Genomic DNA, 17,880 nt, shown 5'->3' with positions numbered 1-17,880 from the left:
CGGGTACCCCGGCGGCAAGCCGCCGGGCAACGATCGCCTCCGCTTCGCTCCGGCGGGATTCCCGCGCAAGCGCGGGAATCGAATTCCGCAAGCGGAATTCCCTTGCTTCGCAAGGGCCCTGCCCTTCGCTTTGCTCCGTGCACTGCAGTGCACTACAGTGCGCCTCCGCTGCGCTCCGGCGGGATTCCCGCTGCGCGGGAATCGAATCCTCCGCTTCGCTCCGGATGAAATCCTCGCGCAAGCGCGAGGATTGAATTCCGCAAGCGGAATTCCCCGCCGGCAAGCCGGCGGTAGGACATGCCTCCGCTTCGCTCCGGCGTGTTCCCCCGCAAGCGGGGGAACTGAATTCCGCAAGCGGAATTCAGTGAGCTAACCGGCAGCAGTGCATCACTCGTGCACTGTGTAGGCCCAGTAACTCCGTTCCACATCCCACCATTTGACCTCCCCCATCTCACAACAGGTCAACGCCAACGCCCCCCTGTCCTCCTGTCGAGCCTGGTGGCCTCCGCTTCGCTCCGCCTACCCTGAGCGCCCGTCACCGTTCACCCCGAGCCGTCGACATGGGGAAGCGTGCCGCCCGGGTTTGCGGGTGGCACGCTTCAGTGCATCGTAATGATGCACTGTGTAGGGTCAGTGTCCCTGCCTGGTGTCAGTACTGGACGTCGATCGCCTGGATTCCGGTGAACTCGACTTCGAGTCCGGCGGCGCGTCCGCCGTCCTTGAAGTAGGTTTCCTGGAATCCCTCGGCCATGATGGCGCGCATCTGTTGGTCACCGGCGCCCTGGTCCTGGGCGGTGAAGAGGCGGCCGGCGTAGGCGGGTGGGAGGTGGACGGTCAGGTGCCGTAGCCGGGCCTCGTCGGTGGTGCCGACGGGGGCGGTGTAGCCGAAGTAGGCCCACACCTCGACGGTGATGCCCGTGCTGGTGGCGGCCTTCTTGCGGGCCCGGCGGCGGATGCCGGGCTGCCACACTCGTTGGACCTCGCGCTTCAGGGCTTCGCGCAGTGCGGCCCTGGGGGTCTTGCGTTGGCCGGCGAGGTAGCGCTCGACGGTGCGGCGACTCACACCGAGCCGGGCCGCCAGGGCGGCGGTGTCGCCCTTGGCCGCCTTGGCGAGCAGCCGCATCTGGGCCTGCGCGCTCTTGGGTGGCGCCTTGGTGAAGTGCTCGGGCGCGGCCCGGTCGATCGCGTCGGTGATCTCCTCCACAGCCTCCTACTTCCCTTCGATGGTGCTGCTGTCGTAGCCCTTGATGTGGCGGGCCGGGTTGATCGGCTGGTCGCGCTCCAGCCAGTCCACGACGGTGAGCATCTGCTGGATGCCCTCGACCTTGGCCAGACCGGGGGTGGCACCGAGGCGGAAGGTGCCGGGCAGCACCTTGCCGGAGCCGGTGAGCGGCAGGAAGCCGAGCGGGTCCGTGGTCGGGGAGGCGTAGACGACGCAGTCGTTGTTGACACCGAGCGGGTAACGGCCGTTGGCCTTCGCCACGTTGGCCATCTTGCGGTGCATGTTGACGCGGGCCTTGGCGATGACCGCGGCCCGGATGTCCGGGCGCCAGGTCTCGCGCTCAAGCGCCGGCCACGGCTCGCCGGGCTTGTAGGTCAGGCCCTGGGGGCGCTCTCGCAGCTTGCCGATCCCGAACTTCACCGTCGACTTCACCGCCGAGAGGACCATGGCGATCTGGTGGTGGCGCCAGGTGGCCGAGGCGAGCTGGTCGTCGCCCATCGCGGCCAGGTGGCCCAGGCCCTCCGCGGCGAGCGCGGCGCGCAGCGCGTCCAGGTCGGTGCCCGCGTTCTTGAGGAGGCGGTGGGCGGTCATCGCGGCGAGGAAGGCGCGTTCGTCGGTGTCCTTGTCGGTGGGGATGCCGGCCTCGGCCATGGTGGTGACGTAGGCCTCGCGGAGGCGGTCGTGCCAGGGGTCGAGGTAGGCGCCGCTGTGCTCGCGCAGGTAGGCCTCGGTCGGGGTGACGTCGTGGCCGAGTTCCTGGGCGTAGGCGACGGTGGGGGTGGTGTACCAGGCCGGGCCGGTGGGGGGGTTGCCGGTCGGGGTGAACGGGCTGGGCAGGCGGGGGTCGGTGGGGATGTGGGACAGGTCGACGAGCCAGCTGCCCGGGGTCTTTTTGTCGAAGTGTGGGTTGGTGACGTGGAGCGGGCCGGACAGGCCGACGTTGAGGCGGGCGGCGGCGGCGAGGTAGGCGGTGTTGACGTCGATGCCGACCGCGAACGGTTCGATCATCTCCGCTTCGGAGAGGGTCTCGACCGGGCGGATCCACTGGTAGGACTCCTCGTCCAGGAAGCCGCCGGTCCAGCCCTGTGCGGCGGGGTGCTCCGGCGGGACCTCCGGCGGCGCTGCCTGGACGACTTCGGTCAGCGCGCCCGGGTTCGGTCCGGACACCCACCCGCCGCTCTGCTCGTCGCGTACCGCCCTCGTGGGCGGGCGTAGCGCGGTCATCAGTTCCAGGCCGCTGGTGGCGCTGGAGCCGCGGGGGGTGATGACGCGTTGGGCGTAGACGCCGAGGACGCGGGCGAGGTCGGGGGCGGGCAGGTGGGCGGCGTCGCCCCAGGCGCGGGTGTCCAGGGCGCGCCAGGGCAGGACGGCGAGTTGTACGCATTGGCGTCGGCCGTCTTTGACAGGCTTGTAGATGCGGGCCCAGGGGCCGAAGCCGCGGCGGGTGAGCTGCCATTTGGAGCGGGCGAGTGCTTTGACGATCTTGTGGTCGTCGGGCAGGCGCTGGGTGCGGCGGGTGACCGGGTCGTCGTCCAGGGTGGGTGGCAGGCCGAGTTTCTGGGCGGCGGCGGCGGTGAGGACGATCAGGGGGTCGGAGTCCCTGCCGTTGCGGTGCAGTCGTGGGGTGCCCAGGCCGGATTCGGTCAGGGCCCAGGTGACCAGTTGTGCGAGTGTGGTGGCGGGGCAGTCCAGGAGTAGGCCGCCGACTGCGTAGGCGGTGCCGTCGTCGTCCAGTACTGCGAGTGGGCCGTGGGGGTATTGGGCGTCGCTGTGTGGTGTGGGGCGGGCGGCGGGGCGCAGCGGTTGTGGTTGTGGTTGTGGTTGTTCGGCTGGTTGTTCTGGCGGGATGCGGTCGGGGCGGGGGCTGTCGTCGTCCGGGTTCGCGGTGTCGTCGGTGGTGGGTTTCGGCTCGGCCTTTGTGGGGGTGGGGGTTGAGGCGAAGGCGGCCGGGACTTCTTCGACTGTGCGGGCTGCGGGGGCGGGGGTGGGGTGCTGTTGGGCCCAGCCTTCGAGGAGGCGTGCGTAGGCTTCCAGGCGTGGTGGCCTCGGTTCGGAGCGGCCGGCTTCCCAGTTCTTCACGGATTGCACCGTTGACTTCAGTACCTGGGCCAGTCGCGCTTGGGTGACTCCGGCGGCCTCTCGGAGGCGTGCTCTTTCGGTTGGCTCCGGCAGTTGTGGGCCTGGGTCGTTCAGTAGTGCGTCCACTGCTGCGAACAGTTCGTCCTGTGTGGGCATCGGAACTCCACCTCCTCGCCCTACACTAGTCCATTTTTAACCCTGGAATTGAAGCTCTTTGGTGGTGGTGGGGCCTTGTCTTTGTGGCTGTTCCATGGGGTTTTTGGCTTTCGGGTTGTTCGTTGGCGGAGGTGCTCTTAGCCCTGGAACATCTGGTGTTCGGGGTGTGGTGACGGCGGTGGCTGGGGGGTGTTGGGCGGGGTTCGGGGTGGCTGGTGGTGGTGGGGTCCGGTGTGTTGCGTGGGCATTAGCCGGGGGTTAGCGGGATTCGTCATGGTGGGTGGATGTGCTGGCGTGGGTCTCGGATTAGTCCGCGTCGTTTGGAATGGGGTGTCCGGGAGGGGTTGTGGGGTCGGGAATCGCGGGGGTCCCGGTTTTCGGTCGGTGTGGTGCGTTGGGGGGCGCGGTCCGTGTCGGCACGAACTGGGGCGCGGATGGTGGCCGGTGGTCGCGGGTGGGTGTTTGCTGCTGCGTCGCTGTCGCGGGTGGAAAGTTCGTGGGTGAAACGTGATAAAAGCGGCGGGATCAAGCTCTGTCATGAACGCGATCGCGCCGTTTTTCGTGCGGCGGGCTGACGTGCGTCGCCCCGGGGTGAAGATCACACCGGGGCCGCGGTATCGCCGCGGAAGCCGGTGTCCGGGCGGGTGGCGCACGGCCCGGGGCGGCGTCGCGGGACGGACAGGACGAAGGGGAAGGGGCGCGGATGCTCTTGGAGCGCGACGAGGTGTTGGGCGCGGCCGCGGCGGCCGGGGCGGCCGTGCGGGCGGGCGGCGGGCGCTGGGTCCTGCTCTCGGCACCGGTGGCCGGCATGGGGCGCAGCGCCGCGTTGGAGGCGGTGGTGCGGCAGGAGGCGGGCGGCGGTGCCATGCGGGTGGGGCGGGTGCGCGGGGTGCCGGAGGAGGCGGGGTTCGCGTTCGGGCTGGTGCGGCAGCTCTTCGCGGACGACGGGGCCGTTCCGTTCGCGGTGCCGGCCGGGGCGCACGAGCAGCGGTTGTTCCACCGGTGGGTGACGCGGCTGGCCCGCTGGGCGGCCGAGCGGCCGGTGCTGATCGCGGTGGACGACCTCCATCACGCCGACGAGCCGTCCCGGCGGTGGATCGGCTATCTGGCCCGCCGGATCGCCGAGATTCCCGTCCTGCTGGTGGTCACCGAGTGCGGCGACCCGTCCGGTCCGGGGCCCTTCCCTTCTCCTGCGGGTGTGTCGGTCGTCCTGCGCGCTCTGAGTGTGTCCGCGGTCGTGCGTATCGCCCGGGGCGCCGGCCTGGGCCGGGAGGACGTCGTGACGTGTGTCGGGGCGGGGGCCGGGAACCCGGCGCTGGTGCGGGCGCTCGTCGCCGACCTCGGTGACGGGCCGCTGCCCCGCCCGCCCGCCGCCCGTTCCCGCAGCCGTTATCGCGAGGCGATCGCCGACTGGCTGGGGCGGGGGGTCGATCCGTGTCTGCGCCAGGCCTGTCTGGCTCTCGCCGTCGCGGCCGAGGAAGGGGTGGCGGGCGATCCCGGGCTTCGCCGTCAGCTCGCCGGTCTCTGCTCGTCCAGGCGGTCGCCGGACGAGCGGTCGGTGCGCCGTCTGGACAGGCTGCTGAGCCACCCCCTGGCGCGGGAGGCCGTCCTCGCCGCCGCCGAGCCGCGGGAGATCGCGGCGCTGCACACCCGCATCGCGGAGCTGCTCGACGAGAGCGGTGCGCCGGCGGCCGCCGTGGCCTCCCGGCTGCTGCGCGTGGAGCGGCCCGGCGAGGTGTGGATGGCCCGCTCGCTGGCCGAGGCCGCCGAGGAGGCGGTACGCGCCGGCCGTGTCGCGGAGTCCGCCGCGTATCTGCGCCACGCCCTGAGCGGGCCGCTCGATCCGGACCGGCGTGCGGCCCTCACCATGCGCCTGGGCACCCTGGAGCTCGCGAACAACGCGACCGCCGCTATCCGCAGGCTCCACACCGGAGTGGAACTGCACAGTGATCTGCGGGAGCGGGCGAGGGCGGCGACCGCCCTGAGCGCGGCCCTCGTGGCGGGCCGCGATCCCGGCACCGCGCTGCGGGTCCTCCAGCAGGCCGGCCGCGGGGCGGATGACGGCGAACTCGTCCAGGTGCTGCAGGCCCTCGCCGCGCTCGTCTCCTCGCACGACAACGACGCCTGGCGCGGCGCCGTCGCCGGCCTGCGCGCGCTCGCCCCCACCGCGCCGCCCGGCATCGAGCCGCTGGTGTGCGGCCTGATCACCGAGTACGAGGCCGGGGCCGGCCTCTGCTCGGCCGCCGAGGCACTCGCCCGGGTGCGCCCGCGGCTGGCCGCCCCGGTGGACCCGCGCCTGCGGACCGCCTGGCTCGGCAGCGCGGCCACCCTGCTGCAGTGGGCGGACTGCCTGGAGGAGGCACGCGGGCTGGCCGGCCTGTGCCTGCCTGCCCCGCCCGCTCCCCCGGACCTGACGGACGTGGGCCTGCAGTGCCTGCTCAGCGTCCGGGCCGAGGCCGCGCTGTGGGCGGGAGAGTTCGACCGCGTCATCGCCGAGAACGCCCCCCTGGTGGAGGCGACCGCCGGACAGGGCGTCCGGCTGCCGCACCTGGCGGCCATGGTGGCCACCGCCCGGCACGAGAGCGGCCGGCGCACCGGGGCGTGGGAGGCCGTGGCACTGGCCGGAGCGGGCGGCAGCGACAGTTCCTGGGAGTGGAACGAGCTCAGCTACGCACGGGCCCTGCTGCACGCGGCGGACGGCCGCTGGCAGGCGGCCCTCGACGACTACCTGGTCTGCGGAGCCGGCCAGAGCGCCCACGGCTTCGTCAGCCCGGTCGCCACGCCGTGGCGTTCCGGGGCGGCGCTGGCCCTGGTGCGGCTGGGGCGGCGGGAGGAGGCCCGCGAACTCGCCGAGGAGGAACTGCGCCACGCCCGGACCTGGGGCACCGCGCGCACCGTCGGCCGGGCGCTGCGGGCGTACGCCGCGGCCGTGGGCGGCAGGCTGGCCCTGTGCTCGCTGACCGAGGGCGCCGAACTGCTCAGGGCGGGGTGCGCGCCGGTGGAACTCGCGGAGACCCTGGCCGATCTCGGCCGGGCCCACATCGGGGCGGGCAACGGCCGCAAGGGCCGGGACACGCTGCGCGAGGCGCACGCGGTGGCCCTGCGGCTGGCCGCGCCCGCTCCGCAGGCCGGGCAGGCGCCCGCCGCCGGTCGCCTCCTCGACCTGACGGCGGGGGCGTTGCGCGAGGGCGGGGTGCGCAACAGGAACGGCGGGCACGCGCTGACGCCCGCCGAACGGCGCGTGGCCAAACTGGCGGCGGCGGGGCACACCAACGCCCAGATCTCCTCCACGCTGTGCCTCACCCGCCGCACCGTGGAGACCCACCTCACCAACGCCTACCGCAAACTGCGGATCGCCCGCCGGACCCAGCTGGTGGCGGTCCTGAACCAGTAGGGACGGTAAGGGACGGGGCGCGGGCGGGCGGCGGCGGGGCAGGGCAGGGCGCCCCCGCCCGGGTCACGGATGGACGTGACCCGGGCGGGGGCGCTGGTTCGGCCCGGCGTGATCAGGACTTCGACAGGTTGAAGGAGATCGCGGCGTTGTCGCCGCTGCCGCCCTGCCAGGTGCACTTGTACCCGGACGGGGCGGAGCAGCTGTAGCCGTTGCTGCCGGTGTAGGGGTTGTTCCAGTACACCCTGACCTTGTTGCTCTCCCCGGACACGTCGAAGGTGACCTCGCCCTCCGTGCCGGTCATGAAGCCGTCCGACTCGCTGGCCCACTTCGCGGTGACACCGGGCTGGACCATGGACGGGGGCAGCATGTTGTCGGACCAGATCCCCCACCGCAGGCTGGAGCCGGAACGGACCAGCAGCTTGCCCGAGTTGTTGGTCAGGTTGATGCTCGTGCTGCGGGCGGCGGTGACGCCGGGCACCACCGCGTCGGCGGTGTCGGCCCCGGCCGACCGGGACGCCGGCCAGACGTCGAACTTGACGCCGGCGTTGTTCCCGCTGCCGCCGCTCTTGTAGCAGGCGTACCCGGCCGGGACGGAGCAGCTGTAGCCGTTGCTGCCCACGTAGGGGTTGTTCCAGTAGATCTTGATCTCGCCGCCGGCGAAGCCGTAGGTGATGTTCCCCTCCGTCCCGGTGCCGGCGCCGCAGGACTCGCTCGCGAAGCTGGGCTCCTTGCCGGTGGGGATGTAGTCGGGCGGCAGCATGTTGTTCGTCCAGCAGCCGTGGTCGAGCTTCTCCCACGTCTTGGTCAGGCCGTACGCGGTGTGGTTGGACAGGGTGACCTGCGTGGAGCGGGCCGCGGTGATCCCCGCCAGGCCGTCCGCGCTCGCCTGCGGGCCGCTCTGCCCGGTCGCGGCCTGCGCGGCCGGGGCGAGGGTGAGCGCTCCGGACGCCATCAGCACGGCGGTCAGAACGCCTGCGGCCGTGCGGGACAGGCCGCTCTTGGGAGTCGTGCGTCGCATGGGTCTACCAACTCTCTTCAAGGCTGGACGAGCGGGCGCCGGGTCGCGCCCGCCGTGTTCTCATCCGGGGGGGGCGTCGCGGCTCGGTGCCGGCGCCGGGGGGGCTCACTGGATGTAGAGCTCCCACCTCTTCGCGCCGTCGACGATGACCTCTTCGATCAGCTGGGCGACGGCGCTCCCGAGGCCGTACAGCACGTAGTACGCCGCCTGCGCCTCGACGAACGAGTCGTACCGGCCGGCCCAGCGCCAGATCGCGGACGCCGACGCGCCGTCCTGGGCGGCGGGCGACGCGGAGGCGTGTGCGCGGGCGGGGGAGGCCACGGCGGCGTACGCCTGGGCGGTGCCGCCGACCAGGACCGCGGCGGCGATCGCGGCGCAGAGCGAGGCTGAACGAATTTGCCTGTGCATGACAAATATCCCTTCTGGGCGTTCCACGTGGACGGCCGGCCACCTGCGGCGGATCGGCCCCGCCCCGACCCGGCTGCGGGATGCGGTGGCAGTCACAGGCTGACACGCCACCACCACGCTCGGGCATCGTGGAAAACCGCGAACTTGGCACGGTGTACGTACCGAGGGCCTGCGGACGGGACGGGACGGGGGCGGAGCGGGGGCTGAACAGAGGAGACAGGGCGCGGACGGGGGTGGCGCCCGGTCACATCCCGGCGGCGGCCGGCCAGACGGTCGCGGCCGCGGCGGCGAGGAGCCCGGCGTTGAGCGCGACGCGGCGGTCCCCGCCGGTCAGGTGCACGGCGATCGCGCCGGTCTGCAGGAGCACGAACCCGACGGCCGCGGCCACGGCCAGCCCCGGCGCGACACCGGCCGCCGGCGGCAGCAACAGGCTTGCCGCGCCCAGGAGTTCGGCCGCTCCCAGCGCCCTGACGGCGGGCAGCGGTACGCGGTCCACCCAGGCCATCATCGGGCGCAGCCGGTCGCGGTCGCGGGTCGCCTTGAGTGCGCCCGCGTAGAGGTAGAAGGCGGCGAGCGGTGTGGCGAGGAACCAGTAGGCGATGGTCATGACGTCCTTTCACGGTCACCGCCGGCGGGTGGACCGGTCGGCTTCAGGCCAGGTCGGCGGCGGGCCCGGTGACGGGCCTGGTGGCGGGCTCGGTGGCGTAGCGGCTCATCGTGCGCAGGCCGGCCTCGGGGGTCGGCGGCCCGCCGTCGGCGGTCATGTCCCGCAGGTCCCGGAAGTACTGCAGGTACAGGTCGGGGGTGAACACGCTGAGCATGACGGCGCTGTGGTCGCTCACGTTGGCGAAGGTGTGCGGGGCGCCGGGCGGGACCATCACGAACGTGCCCGCGCCCGCGTCGTGGTGCTGGTCCCCGACGGTGAAGCGCACCGTGCCGGAGATGACGTAGAAGCCCTCGTCGTGGCGGGCGTGGCGGTGCTGCGGCGGTCCGGGGGTGTGCGGGGCGAGGAGGGACTCGGTCATCGCCAGGCGGTGCCCGGTGTGGCTGCCGTCCTCCAGGACGCGCATGCGCGTGGTGCCCATGACGATCGTCTCGCCCTCGCCGGGGGCGACCACCGATACGGTGGGGCCGGCCTGCGGTTCACTGGTCTTCGCTGTGTCGGTCATGTTCCGAGTCCACCGCCGGGGCCCCGCCGGTGTCCAAGACCCGTTCCACCACGCCGATACCCGGCGGGTATCGTCGCAGCGTGGAGCTACGTACCCTGCGCTACTTCGTGGCGGTCGCCGAGGAACTCCACTTCGGCCGGGCCGCCACCCGCCTGCACATGAGCCAGCCGCCGCTGAGCCGGGCGATCAAGCAGCTGGAGAAGGAGAGCGGCGCCCTGCTGTTCGCCCGCTCCCCCGCCGGCGTCACCCTCACCCCGGCGGGAACCGTGCTGCTCGACGAGGCGCGGGCCCTGCTCGACCGGGCCGAGCGCCTGCGCGCGCGCGTGGCCGCGGCGGCCGGTGCCGCGACCCTGACCGTCGGCATCCTGGGCGACGGCACCGACCCCGGCATCACCAGGCTGGCGGCCGCCTTCCGCCGCAGCCACCCCGGCGTCGAGATCCGCGTGCGCGACACCGACCTGACCGACCCGACCTGCGGACTGCGCGCCGCACTGGTCGACGTCGCCCTGACCCGCGCGCCGTTCGACGACACCGCCCTGGCGGTGCGCGTGCTGCGCACCGACCCGGTCGGCGCGGTCCTGCGCGCCGACGACCCGCTGGCCCGGCGCGGCCGCCTGGAACTGGCCGACCTGGCCGGCCGCCGCTGGTTCCAGTTCCCCCCGGGAACCGACCCCCGGTGGCAGTCGTACTGGAACGGCGGCACGCCGCGCGAGGGCCCCGTGGTGCGCGGCGTCCAGGAATGCCTGCAGGCCGTGCTCTGGAACAGCACGGTCGGCCTGGCCCCGCTCGGACACGACCTGCCCGAGAACCTCACCACCGTCCCGCTGGCCGACATGGCGCCCAGCCCGGTGGTCGCGGTGTGGAACGACGGCGACACCAACCCGCTGGTCCGCTCGTTCGCCGAGATCGCGACGGCCGCGTACCGCCAGGTGTGACAGGTGTGAGAGGAGGCCGCCCTGCGAGAGGGTGGCGTCCGTCGAAAAAAAGTGGTCCCGGATCCGCCCGCCGTGTCGATCCGCGGCCACGCCGTTCGACCTGGGATGGAGAGGGCCGGAAAGCGGCCCCCGAGCAAGGAGTGACGATGTCGAAGTACATGCTGATCATGCGGGGCACGGACGAGAGCGTCGCGAAGATGATGGAGACGCCCTTCGAGGAGATGCTCGAAACGGTGGGCCGCTTCAACGAGGAACTGATCCGGGCGGGCGTGCTCGTCGCCGCCGAGGGACTGGACGACCCCTCCCAGGGCGTGGTGGTCGACTTCAGCGGACAGAGCCCGGTGGTCACCGACGGCCCCTACGGCGAGACGAAGGAACTGTTCGGCGGCTTCTACGTGATCGACGTCGCCTCGAAGGAGGAGGCCGTCGAGTGGGCCAAGCGGCTCCCGGCCATCACCGGCTCGAAGGTCGAGATCCGCCGCGTACCGGGCATCGAGGAGTTCCCGCAGGACAACGAGTGGATCGCCAAGGAGCGGGCCTGGCGCGAGCGGACCGGCCAGCACTGATGCCCACCACCCCCGACGGCCCGCCGAGCACCGAATCGGCCCGGCGGGCCGCCGAGGCCCTCTGGCGGATCGAGTCCGCCCGGATCGTCGGCGCACTGGCCCGCTACACCGGGGACTTCGCGCTCGCCGAGGACGTCGCCCAGGAGGCGCTCGCCGAAGCACTCGTCGGCTGGGCACGCGACGGCGTGCCCACCAGCCCGGTGGGCTGGCTGCTGGCGACCGCGCGCCGGCGCGCCATCGACGCCTTCCGCCGCGCCTCCGCCCTCGACGAGCGCTACACCCTGCTCGCGGGCCAACTCGCCGAGGGCCAGTTCAGCTCCGGCCCGGCCACCGCCTCCGGACCGCCGCACGAACTGCCGTGGGACCCCGACCGGGTCGACGACGACGTCCTCGCGCTCATGTTCACCGCCTGCCACCCCGTGCTCTCCCCCGAGGCCCGGGTCGCGCTCACGCTGCGCGTGGTGGGCGGCCTGTCCAGCGAGGAGATCGCCCGGGCGTTCCTCGTACCCACCGCCACCGTCCAGGCCCGGATCACCCGGGCGAAGAAGACGATCGCCGCGGCGCACGTGCCGTTCGAACTGCCGCCGGCCGAGGAACGGCGCGAACGGCTCGGCGCCGTCCTGAGCGTCCTGTACGTGATCTTCACCGAGGGCTCGACCGCGACCGCCGGCGACCACCTGCTACGCCCCGACCTCGCCTACGAGGCACTCCGGCTGGCCCGGACGCTGGCCGCCCTGCTGCCCGCCGAACCGGAGGCGTGCGCACTGCTCGCACTGTTCGAACTCACCGCCGCGCGCTTTGCCGCCCGCACCGCACCCGACGGGGAGGCGGTGCTCCTGGAGGACCAGGACCGGCGCCGGTGGGACCGCTCCGCGATCCACCGCGGCCTGGCCGCACTCGGCCGCGCCGCCGCCACCGGACGGGGCCTCGGCCCCTACGGCCTCCAGGCCGCGATCGCCGCCTGCCACGCGGCGGCGCCCTCGGTGCAGGAGACCGACTGGGAACACATCGTGCTCCTCTACGAGGCACTCGGCCGCGTGGCCCCCTCCCCCGTCGTCGAACTCAACCGGGCCGTGGCCGTCGCCATGGCCAACGGACCCCAGCAGGCGCTCCACCTGGTCGACGAACTCGCCGCCTCCGGCCGGCTCTCGGGATCGCACCTGCTCCCGGGCGTACGCGGCGAACTCCTGACCCGGCTCGGCCGCACCGCCGAGGCCCGCGCCGAACTGGAACTCGCCGCCCGGCTGTGCCGCAACACCCGCGAGCGGTCGGTACTGCTGCGCAAGGCGGCCGCGCTGCCATGACGCCCGGGCGGGCGGGGACGAATCGTGCCCGGCCGTCACGAGCGGGGGCGTCGCGAGGCGGGGCCGTCACGAGCCGGGGCAGAACTCCGCCTCCAGCTCGGAGGTGAACACCGCGATCGGCCAACTCCCCTCGACCCAGTCGCCGTTGACGTTGGTGGCGAGCAGGTGCCGGCCGTCGCGGGTGCCGAACACGTAGGACCACGAGCCGTTGATGGCGCCGCCCATGCCCCAGACGGTGGGGCCGCAGTCGAGCCTGATGCCCGCGACGCCCAGACCGTATTCCGCCTGGTCGATCCACTGGTGCCCGGTCGGGATCATCGTGAACATCTCCCGCTGCTGGGCGGGCGGCAGGAGCCGTCCGCCCAGCAGGGCGGCGAAGAAGGTGTTCAGGTCGCGGACGTCGGAGACCATGTCGCCGGCGGCCCAGCCCCAGGACGGGCTCAGCTCCGTCACGTCGTAGGCGGTGGCGTTCGGCCCGGTGAGCCCCAGACGCGAGTACTCGCGCCCGTGCGGCCCGTGGATGGCGGTGTCGTCGGAGGAGGGTTCGTAGGTGCCGGTGAGGCCCAGCGGGGTGGTGATCCGCTGCTCGATCTGCGCGGCCAGGGTGCCGCCGGAGGCCCGCTCGACGATCAGGCCGGCGAGGACGTAGTTGGTGTCGGAGTAGGTCCAGCCGGTACCGGGCGCGAAGTCGGGCCGGTGGGCGAGCGCGATCCGGACGAGCTGTCCGGGGGTGTAGCTGTCGAAGCGGTGCCGCAGGAAGGGCAGGCCGCTCGCCTCCTGCCGGACCTTCTCGTCCATCGCGTAGTTGTAGATGCCGCTGGTGTGGTTGAGGAGCTGGCGCACGGTGGTCCGCTCGCCGTCGTAGCCGGGGGCGTCGAGGAGGCCGGGCAGCCAGCGCTCCACGCTGTCGTCGAGGCTCAGCCGCCCCTCGGCGGCGAGCTGGAGGACGACGGTGGCGACGAAGGTCTTGGTGGTGCTGCCGATGCGGAACCGGTCCTGCACGAGACGGGCCCGCCCGGTGGCGAGGTCGGCGACGCCCGCACTGGCGAACCACCGGCGGTCGCCGTCCCGGACCTCGGCGACCGCGCCGGGCAGACCGCCCGTGGCCACCGCCCGGTCCAGCACCCGCTGGACCCCCGGGTGCCCGCCCCTGCCGTCCGGCGCAGGCGCGGCGAACGCCGGTGCGGCGGCGGCGCCGGCCAGCACGGCCCCGGCGAGCAGGGTGGCGACGGCTGCGCGCGTGGTGGTTCCCATGGTGTGTTCCCCCTCGATGTGGTGTCGCGGTTCGGGAAGAAGCTACGAGCAAATTCACATAATGGTCAATACGAAACCTGCCGATGGTGGATAAATTCGCAGGTAGATACCACAATATTCTTGCAATGACTCTCTCAGTGAATGCAACAGAACGTCGCGACTCCATTGCAACAGTGGGCGAGCCGGACGGATACTGTTCACGCGACGGAAGGAGACGAGGACGGATGCCCGGAGCCAGGCTGACCCCGCAGGACCGCCACCGGATCGCCGCCGGACTGGCCGAGGGGCTGGGCTACGGCGAGATCGCCCGGCAGATCGAACGGCCGACCTCGACCGTCACCCGCGAGATCGCCCGCAACGGCGGGCCCTCCGACTACCGGGCCGAACACGCCCAGCGCGCCACCGCACAGCGCTCCCGCCGCAGCGGCACGACCGCCCGACCGGCCGCCGCCGCCACACCGCCGGCCGAGGGCCGCGACCCGCAGGCGGTAAGCGAATTCGCCGACGAACTGGCCGAACTGCTGGTGCACAGCGGCCTGCCCCGCATGGTCGCCCGGGTCCTCGCCTGCCTGTACGTCACCGACGACGGCAGCCTCACCGCGGGCGAACTGGTGCAACGGCTGCAGGTCAGCCCGGCCGCCGTCTCCAAGGCCGTCGGCTACCTGGAGGGCCAGGCGCTGATCCGCCGCGAACGCGGCGAACAGCAGCGCCGGGAGCGGTACGTCATCGACGACGACGTCTGGTACCGGGCACTGCTGGCCAGCGCCGAACGGAACACGATGCTCGCCGGCGTCGCCCGCCAGGGCGCCGAGACGCTCGGCCCCGGCACACCGGCCGGCGCCCGGATGGACGACGCCGCAGCCTTCCTGGACCGGATCGGCCAGGACATCGTGCGCTCCGTGCGGCAGTGGCGGGAGGAGAGCCGGCCCGGATCGCGGACCGGCTGATCCCGGACGCCCCCTGCGGGGCGGTCGGGTGAGATGCGCAATGGTCCGGGCGGGTGGGGCTCCGCACCCGATCGGGTGCCGTATCCGCGGATACGCGGCGGGTTCTTCGACAGGGTGGCCGCGGTGGACCGGCCGTCGGCCCCCGGGGCGTGCCGGCGGCCCGGTGGGGGCTGGTTCAGGCCGGGGGCCGGGGGGCCGACCGACGGGGGGCCGGAGGCCGGAGGCCGACCGCCGGGGTAGAGCCGGGTGCGCAGTTGCGTCTCGGCGCTGCCGGGCGACGCCCCGGGGGCCCCGGGAAAGCGTTCGTCCGGGGCGGGTGCGCCGGGCGGGGGGGCGACGAACCCGGCGGGAGGGCGCGGCCCCGCGGGGGCGGCCGGAGGGCGGCGACCGGCTGAACCGGGCCTGTCCGGTGCCCCGTTCCTCCGTGAAAGGCAGCTCTGTCGTGCTGCCGTCACTGCCGATTTCCGTGGAGGACCGCAGTGCATCACCGTTCCCGTCCAGTGGCCAGGGTGCTCGGCTCGGGCGCCGCCCTGAGTCTGGCGCTGGCGCTCACCGTGACCGCCTCCCCCGCCCTGGCCGCGCCGCCGGGCCCGACCGCCGAGTCCGATCCCGTCCCCGCCCTGGTGGCCGGTGAGGGCACCGCCGCCCCGCAGTTGGTGACCGGGCTGTCCGAGGCGGCGCCCGGCGGTCCGGTCGAGGCGGCCCGGGCCCATCTCGCGGCCCACCTGGACCGGTACCGGGTCGATCCGGGGCAGCTGACCGAGCTCGCGGTCGAGCGCACGGCCGCCGACCGGCGCACCGTCAGGTTCCAGCAGTACCACGGCGGCATACCGGTGCTCGGCGGGCAGTACCTGGTCCGCCTCACCGGCGAGGGGGCCGGCCAGCGGGTGGAGTCGGTCGGCGGCAAGTACTTCACCGGGCTGACCGCGCCGACCGCCCCCGCCGTGCCGGACGCGGTGCTGCGCAAGCTGGCGCTCGACTCGCTCCCCGACCCGCGCGCCCGGGCCGGGGCCACCGCCGAGGACCGCGGCCTGGTCGTCCTGCCGGGCGGCACCGGCCGACTCGCCCGGCACTTCACCGTGCACACCGCCGGCCCGGGCAACGGCGAGCCGCTGGTCCGCGAGGTCTACGCGGACGCCACGCTCGGCGTGGTCGCCCTCGCCCACGACTCCTCGGCCCCGTACCAGGTCGGCGGCGCCGACGACACAGGGGCCGGCGCCGCCCGTGGCGCGGCCGCCGCCGAGCCCGCCACCGGGACCGCACCCGACCTCCTGGGCCGTACCGTGCCGGTGAACATCTCCCGCCAGCCGGACGGAAGTTACCAACTCGTCGACCTCACCCGGCCCGTCACCATCACCACCTACGATGCGACCGGACGGGACTACAACGAGTTCAGCGGCCGACTGCCCGACGGCAGCCTCCCCGTCGCCTCCCCGGGCCCGGCCTTCCCCGCCTCCACCGGCACCAGCGGCGCCACCGACGCCCACCTCAACGCCGCCGCCGTGTACGGCTTCTACCACGACCGGCTCGGCCGCGACGGCCTGGACGGCAAGGGCGGCGCGATCACCTCCGTGGTGAACGTGAGCAACCGCGGCAAGCCCTTCCCGAACGCCGCCTGGGACGGGCAGAAGATGCTCTACGGCAACGGCAACGCCAGGTTCCTGCCGTTCTCCGCCGCCCTCGACGTGGCCGGGCACGAGATGACCCACGGCGTCATCCAGCACACCGCCAACCTCGTCGGCGACGGCCAGTCCGGGGCCATGAACGAGGGACTCGCCGACTACTTCGGCAACGCCATCGAGGTCACCGCCCGCGGCACGTCCATGGACGACCCGGCGGCCGCGCTGATGGGCGAGAACCTGTGCCGCACCGGCACCCCGCAGGACTGCGCGAACCGCCGCCTGGACGACCACCGCACCACCGTGGACGACTACCTCGGCGCCGGGCTCGACCTGGACAACGGCGGCGCGCACCTCAACGCCACCATCTTCAGCGGCGCCCTGTGGGACATCCGGCGCACCCTCGACCCGCTCACCGCCGACCGCCTCGTCTACCGGGCGATGGCCGAATACCTCACCCCGCTCGACGACTTCGTCGACGGACGCAACGCGGTGCTCGCCGCCGGCCGGGCCCTCAAACTCAGCGGAGCCCAACTGCGCAAGGTGGCGGCCGCGTTCGACGCACACGGGATCAAGGCCGGCTGGCAGAACCGGCTCGGGACGGACACCCGCCCGCTGCTGCCCGGCACCTCCGCCCCGGTCGGACCGGCCGCGGGCGGAGGCCACTGGGTGATGGGCAACACCGACCCGAACGGCAAGGGCGCGACGGCCCTGTACACCGGCTCCACCACCGCCCCCGGCACCCCGACCCGGCTCAGCCCGGACGACGGGCGGATCCACGGCTGGGCCGCCACCGACGGCACGTCCGCCGTCTGGCTGGCGATCGGGCCCGACGCCACCGGCACGTGGGGGACGGAGGTGCTGACCCGCCCGCTGTCCGGCGGCCCGGTGCGCAGCGTGTTCCACTCCCCCGACCAGTCGCCCGGCAGCGTCCGGGTGTCCGGCGGGGACATCGCCTTCACGGTGACCGACAACGACACCGGCCGCACCCGGGTCCGCCTCTCCCACGACGGCGCCCCGCCCGTGGAACTCCCGCTGCCCGAGGGCCACAACCTCACGTCCTTCACGTCCCTCGCGTTCAAGGACGGCCTGCTCGGCTGGATCGAGTCCTGGACGGCCGACGGGGCCGGCGTCCAGGCGCCGACGGTCTTCTCGACCGCCACCGGCAAGGTCGCCGCCCAGTACCCGGTGAGCACCCCGAACGGCACCGACCCGCCGTACCTCGCCTCCCCGCTGCTCGCGGGCGACCGGCTGCTCTGGCTGGCCGCCCCGGCCGACCGCACCCGCCCGACCGCCCTGCGCTCCGGCGCCCTGGACGGCTCCGGCGTGCGCGACCTGCTCTCCGCCGACTCGCCGTACACCCCGGCGGACATGGAGCTCACCGCCACCGACCAGGCCGTCACCTTCCTGCACCGCGGCGCCCAGCCGAGCAGCGGCTGGTCGAACGCCGCGCTGCCCAAGCTGTACCAGCTGCCGGTCGGCGGCGGCACCCCCGTGCGGGTCTCCTGCAACCGGGGCAGCCAGTTCCACGCCGCCGCCGACCAGGGCACCCGGGCGGTCTGGCTGGACGCCACCGCCGGGCGCAACGACCTCGTGGTCCGCGACCGCCCGGCCGGGTCCTGCTGATCCGAGCGCGGCCGCGTCGTTCGCCCCGGTGCCGGCGGGCACCGGGGCGGACGGCGAGGCGGGCAGCGGATCCGGGGTGGACGGCGGGTGCCAGCGCGCTGTGCGCGGTTTGCCAGCGGCGGGCCGGAGGCTGGGGCCGTCCAGGTCACCCGGCAACCAGAGGGAACTGATCCATGTCGCCAG

The 17,880-nt window shown here is 73.4% G+C and carries 13 protein-coding genes; 6 read left to right on the top strand and 7 right to left on the bottom strand.

What is annotated here, in order from left to right; genetic code table 11:
- Window positions 1-649: 649 nt before the first annotated feature.
- Both tpg and tap read right to left on the bottom strand, forming a co-directional pair.
- Window positions 650-1,204 carry a telomere-protecting terminal protein Tpg gene (gene tpg / locus ACFWPT_RS26315; RefSeq protein WP_380346369.1) on the bottom strand — a complete coding sequence of 185 codons (555 nt, stop codon included), beginning with the start codon at window positions 1,202-1,204 and terminating at the stop codon, window positions 650-652.
- A gap of 6 nt (window positions 1,205-1,210) precedes the next feature.
- Window positions 1,211-3,457 (bottom strand): telomere-associated protein Tap, encoded by a 2,247-nt coding sequence (tap, locus tag ACFWPT_RS26310; protein ID WP_380484686.1) that lies wholly within the window; start codon window positions 3,455-3,457, stop codon window positions 1,211-1,213.
- A gap of 703 nt (window positions 3,458-4,160) precedes the next feature.
- Between tap and ACFWPT_RS26305 the strand changes: the two genes are divergently transcribed.
- Window positions 4,161-6,851, top strand: a complete 2,691-nt coding sequence (locus tag ACFWPT_RS26305; protein ID WP_380484684.1) for a LuxR C-terminal-related transcriptional regulator — start codon at window positions 4,161-4,163, stop codon at window positions 6,849-6,851.
- 112 nt (window positions 6,852-6,963) lie between these two features.
- On the opposite strand, the gene ACFWPT_RS26300 is transcribed toward ACFWPT_RS26305, so the two are convergent.
- The 4 genes from ACFWPT_RS26300 to ACFWPT_RS26285 form a co-directional block, all read right to left on the bottom strand.
- Complete coding sequence (locus ACFWPT_RS26300) at window positions 6,964-7,869, bottom strand: aegerolysin family protein (protein WP_380484682.1); 906 nt, start codon at window positions 7,867-7,869, stop codon at window positions 6,964-6,966.
- 105 nt (window positions 7,870-7,974) lie between these two features.
- Window positions 7,975-8,277, bottom strand: coding sequence for a hypothetical protein (locus tag ACFWPT_RS26295; protein WP_380426138.1), 303 nt, complete (start codon window positions 8,275-8,277; stop codon window positions 7,975-7,977).
- A gap of 244 nt (window positions 8,278-8,521) precedes the next feature.
- Window positions 8,522-8,884, bottom strand: a complete 363-nt coding sequence (locus tag ACFWPT_RS26290; protein WP_380484679.1) for a DoxX family protein — start codon at window positions 8,882-8,884, stop codon at window positions 8,522-8,524.
- 43 nt (window positions 8,885-8,927) lie between these two features.
- On the bottom strand, window positions 8,928-9,446 hold the full coding sequence (locus ACFWPT_RS26285; protein WP_380484677.1) for a cupin domain-containing protein: 519 nt from the start codon (window positions 9,444-9,446) through the stop codon (window positions 8,928-8,930).
- Between the two features lie 80 nt (window positions 9,447-9,526).
- Here ACFWPT_RS26285 and ACFWPT_RS26280 point away from each other — a divergent pair, with 80 nt between their 5' ends.
- From ACFWPT_RS26280 to ACFWPT_RS26270, 3 genes are all read left to right on the top strand, one after another.
- Entirely contained in the window at window positions 9,527-10,381 is an 855-nt protein-coding gene (locus ACFWPT_RS26280; RefSeq protein WP_380344629.1) for a LysR family transcriptional regulator, read from the top strand.
- 146 nt (window positions 10,382-10,527) lie between these two features.
- Window positions 10,528-10,947, top strand: a complete 420-nt coding sequence (locus ACFWPT_RS26275) for a YciI family protein (RefSeq protein ID WP_380344626.1) — start codon at window positions 10,528-10,530, stop codon at window positions 10,945-10,947.
- Window positions 10,947-12,251 (top strand): RNA polymerase sigma factor, encoded by a 1,305-nt coding sequence (locus tag ACFWPT_RS26270; protein ID WP_380484675.1) that lies wholly within the window; start codon window positions 10,947-10,949, stop codon window positions 12,249-12,251. The genes ACFWPT_RS26275 and ACFWPT_RS26270 overlap by 1 nt, the downstream gene beginning before the upstream one ends.
- A 66-nt stretch (window positions 12,252-12,317) precedes the next feature.
- On the opposite strand, the gene ACFWPT_RS26265 is transcribed toward ACFWPT_RS26270, so the two are convergent.
- A complete protein-coding gene (locus tag ACFWPT_RS26265; protein ID WP_380484673.1) occupies window positions 12,318-13,505 on the bottom strand; it encodes a serine hydrolase domain-containing protein in 1,188 nt (395 codons plus the stop codon).
- 224 nt (window positions 13,506-13,729) lie between these two features.
- On the opposite strand from ACFWPT_RS26265, the gene ACFWPT_RS26260 reads away from it, so the two are divergent.
- Entirely contained in the window at window positions 13,730-14,452 is a 723-nt protein-coding gene (locus tag ACFWPT_RS26260; RefSeq protein ID WP_380344617.1) for a MarR family transcriptional regulator, read from the top strand.
- 500 nt (window positions 14,453-14,952) lie between these two features.
- Window positions 14,953-17,697, top strand: a complete 2,745-nt coding sequence (locus tag ACFWPT_RS26255; RefSeq protein WP_380484670.1) for a M4 family metallopeptidase — start codon at window positions 14,953-14,955, stop codon at window positions 17,695-17,697.
- Window positions 17,698-17,880 lie beyond the last annotated feature (183 nt).

This window comes from Kitasatospora sp. NPDC058478 (assembly GCF_042720345.1).
GTDB lineage: Bacteria > Actinomycetota > Actinomycetes > Streptomycetales > Streptomycetaceae > Kitasatospora.
This window is presented reverse-complemented; position numbering and strand designations above follow the sequence as displayed.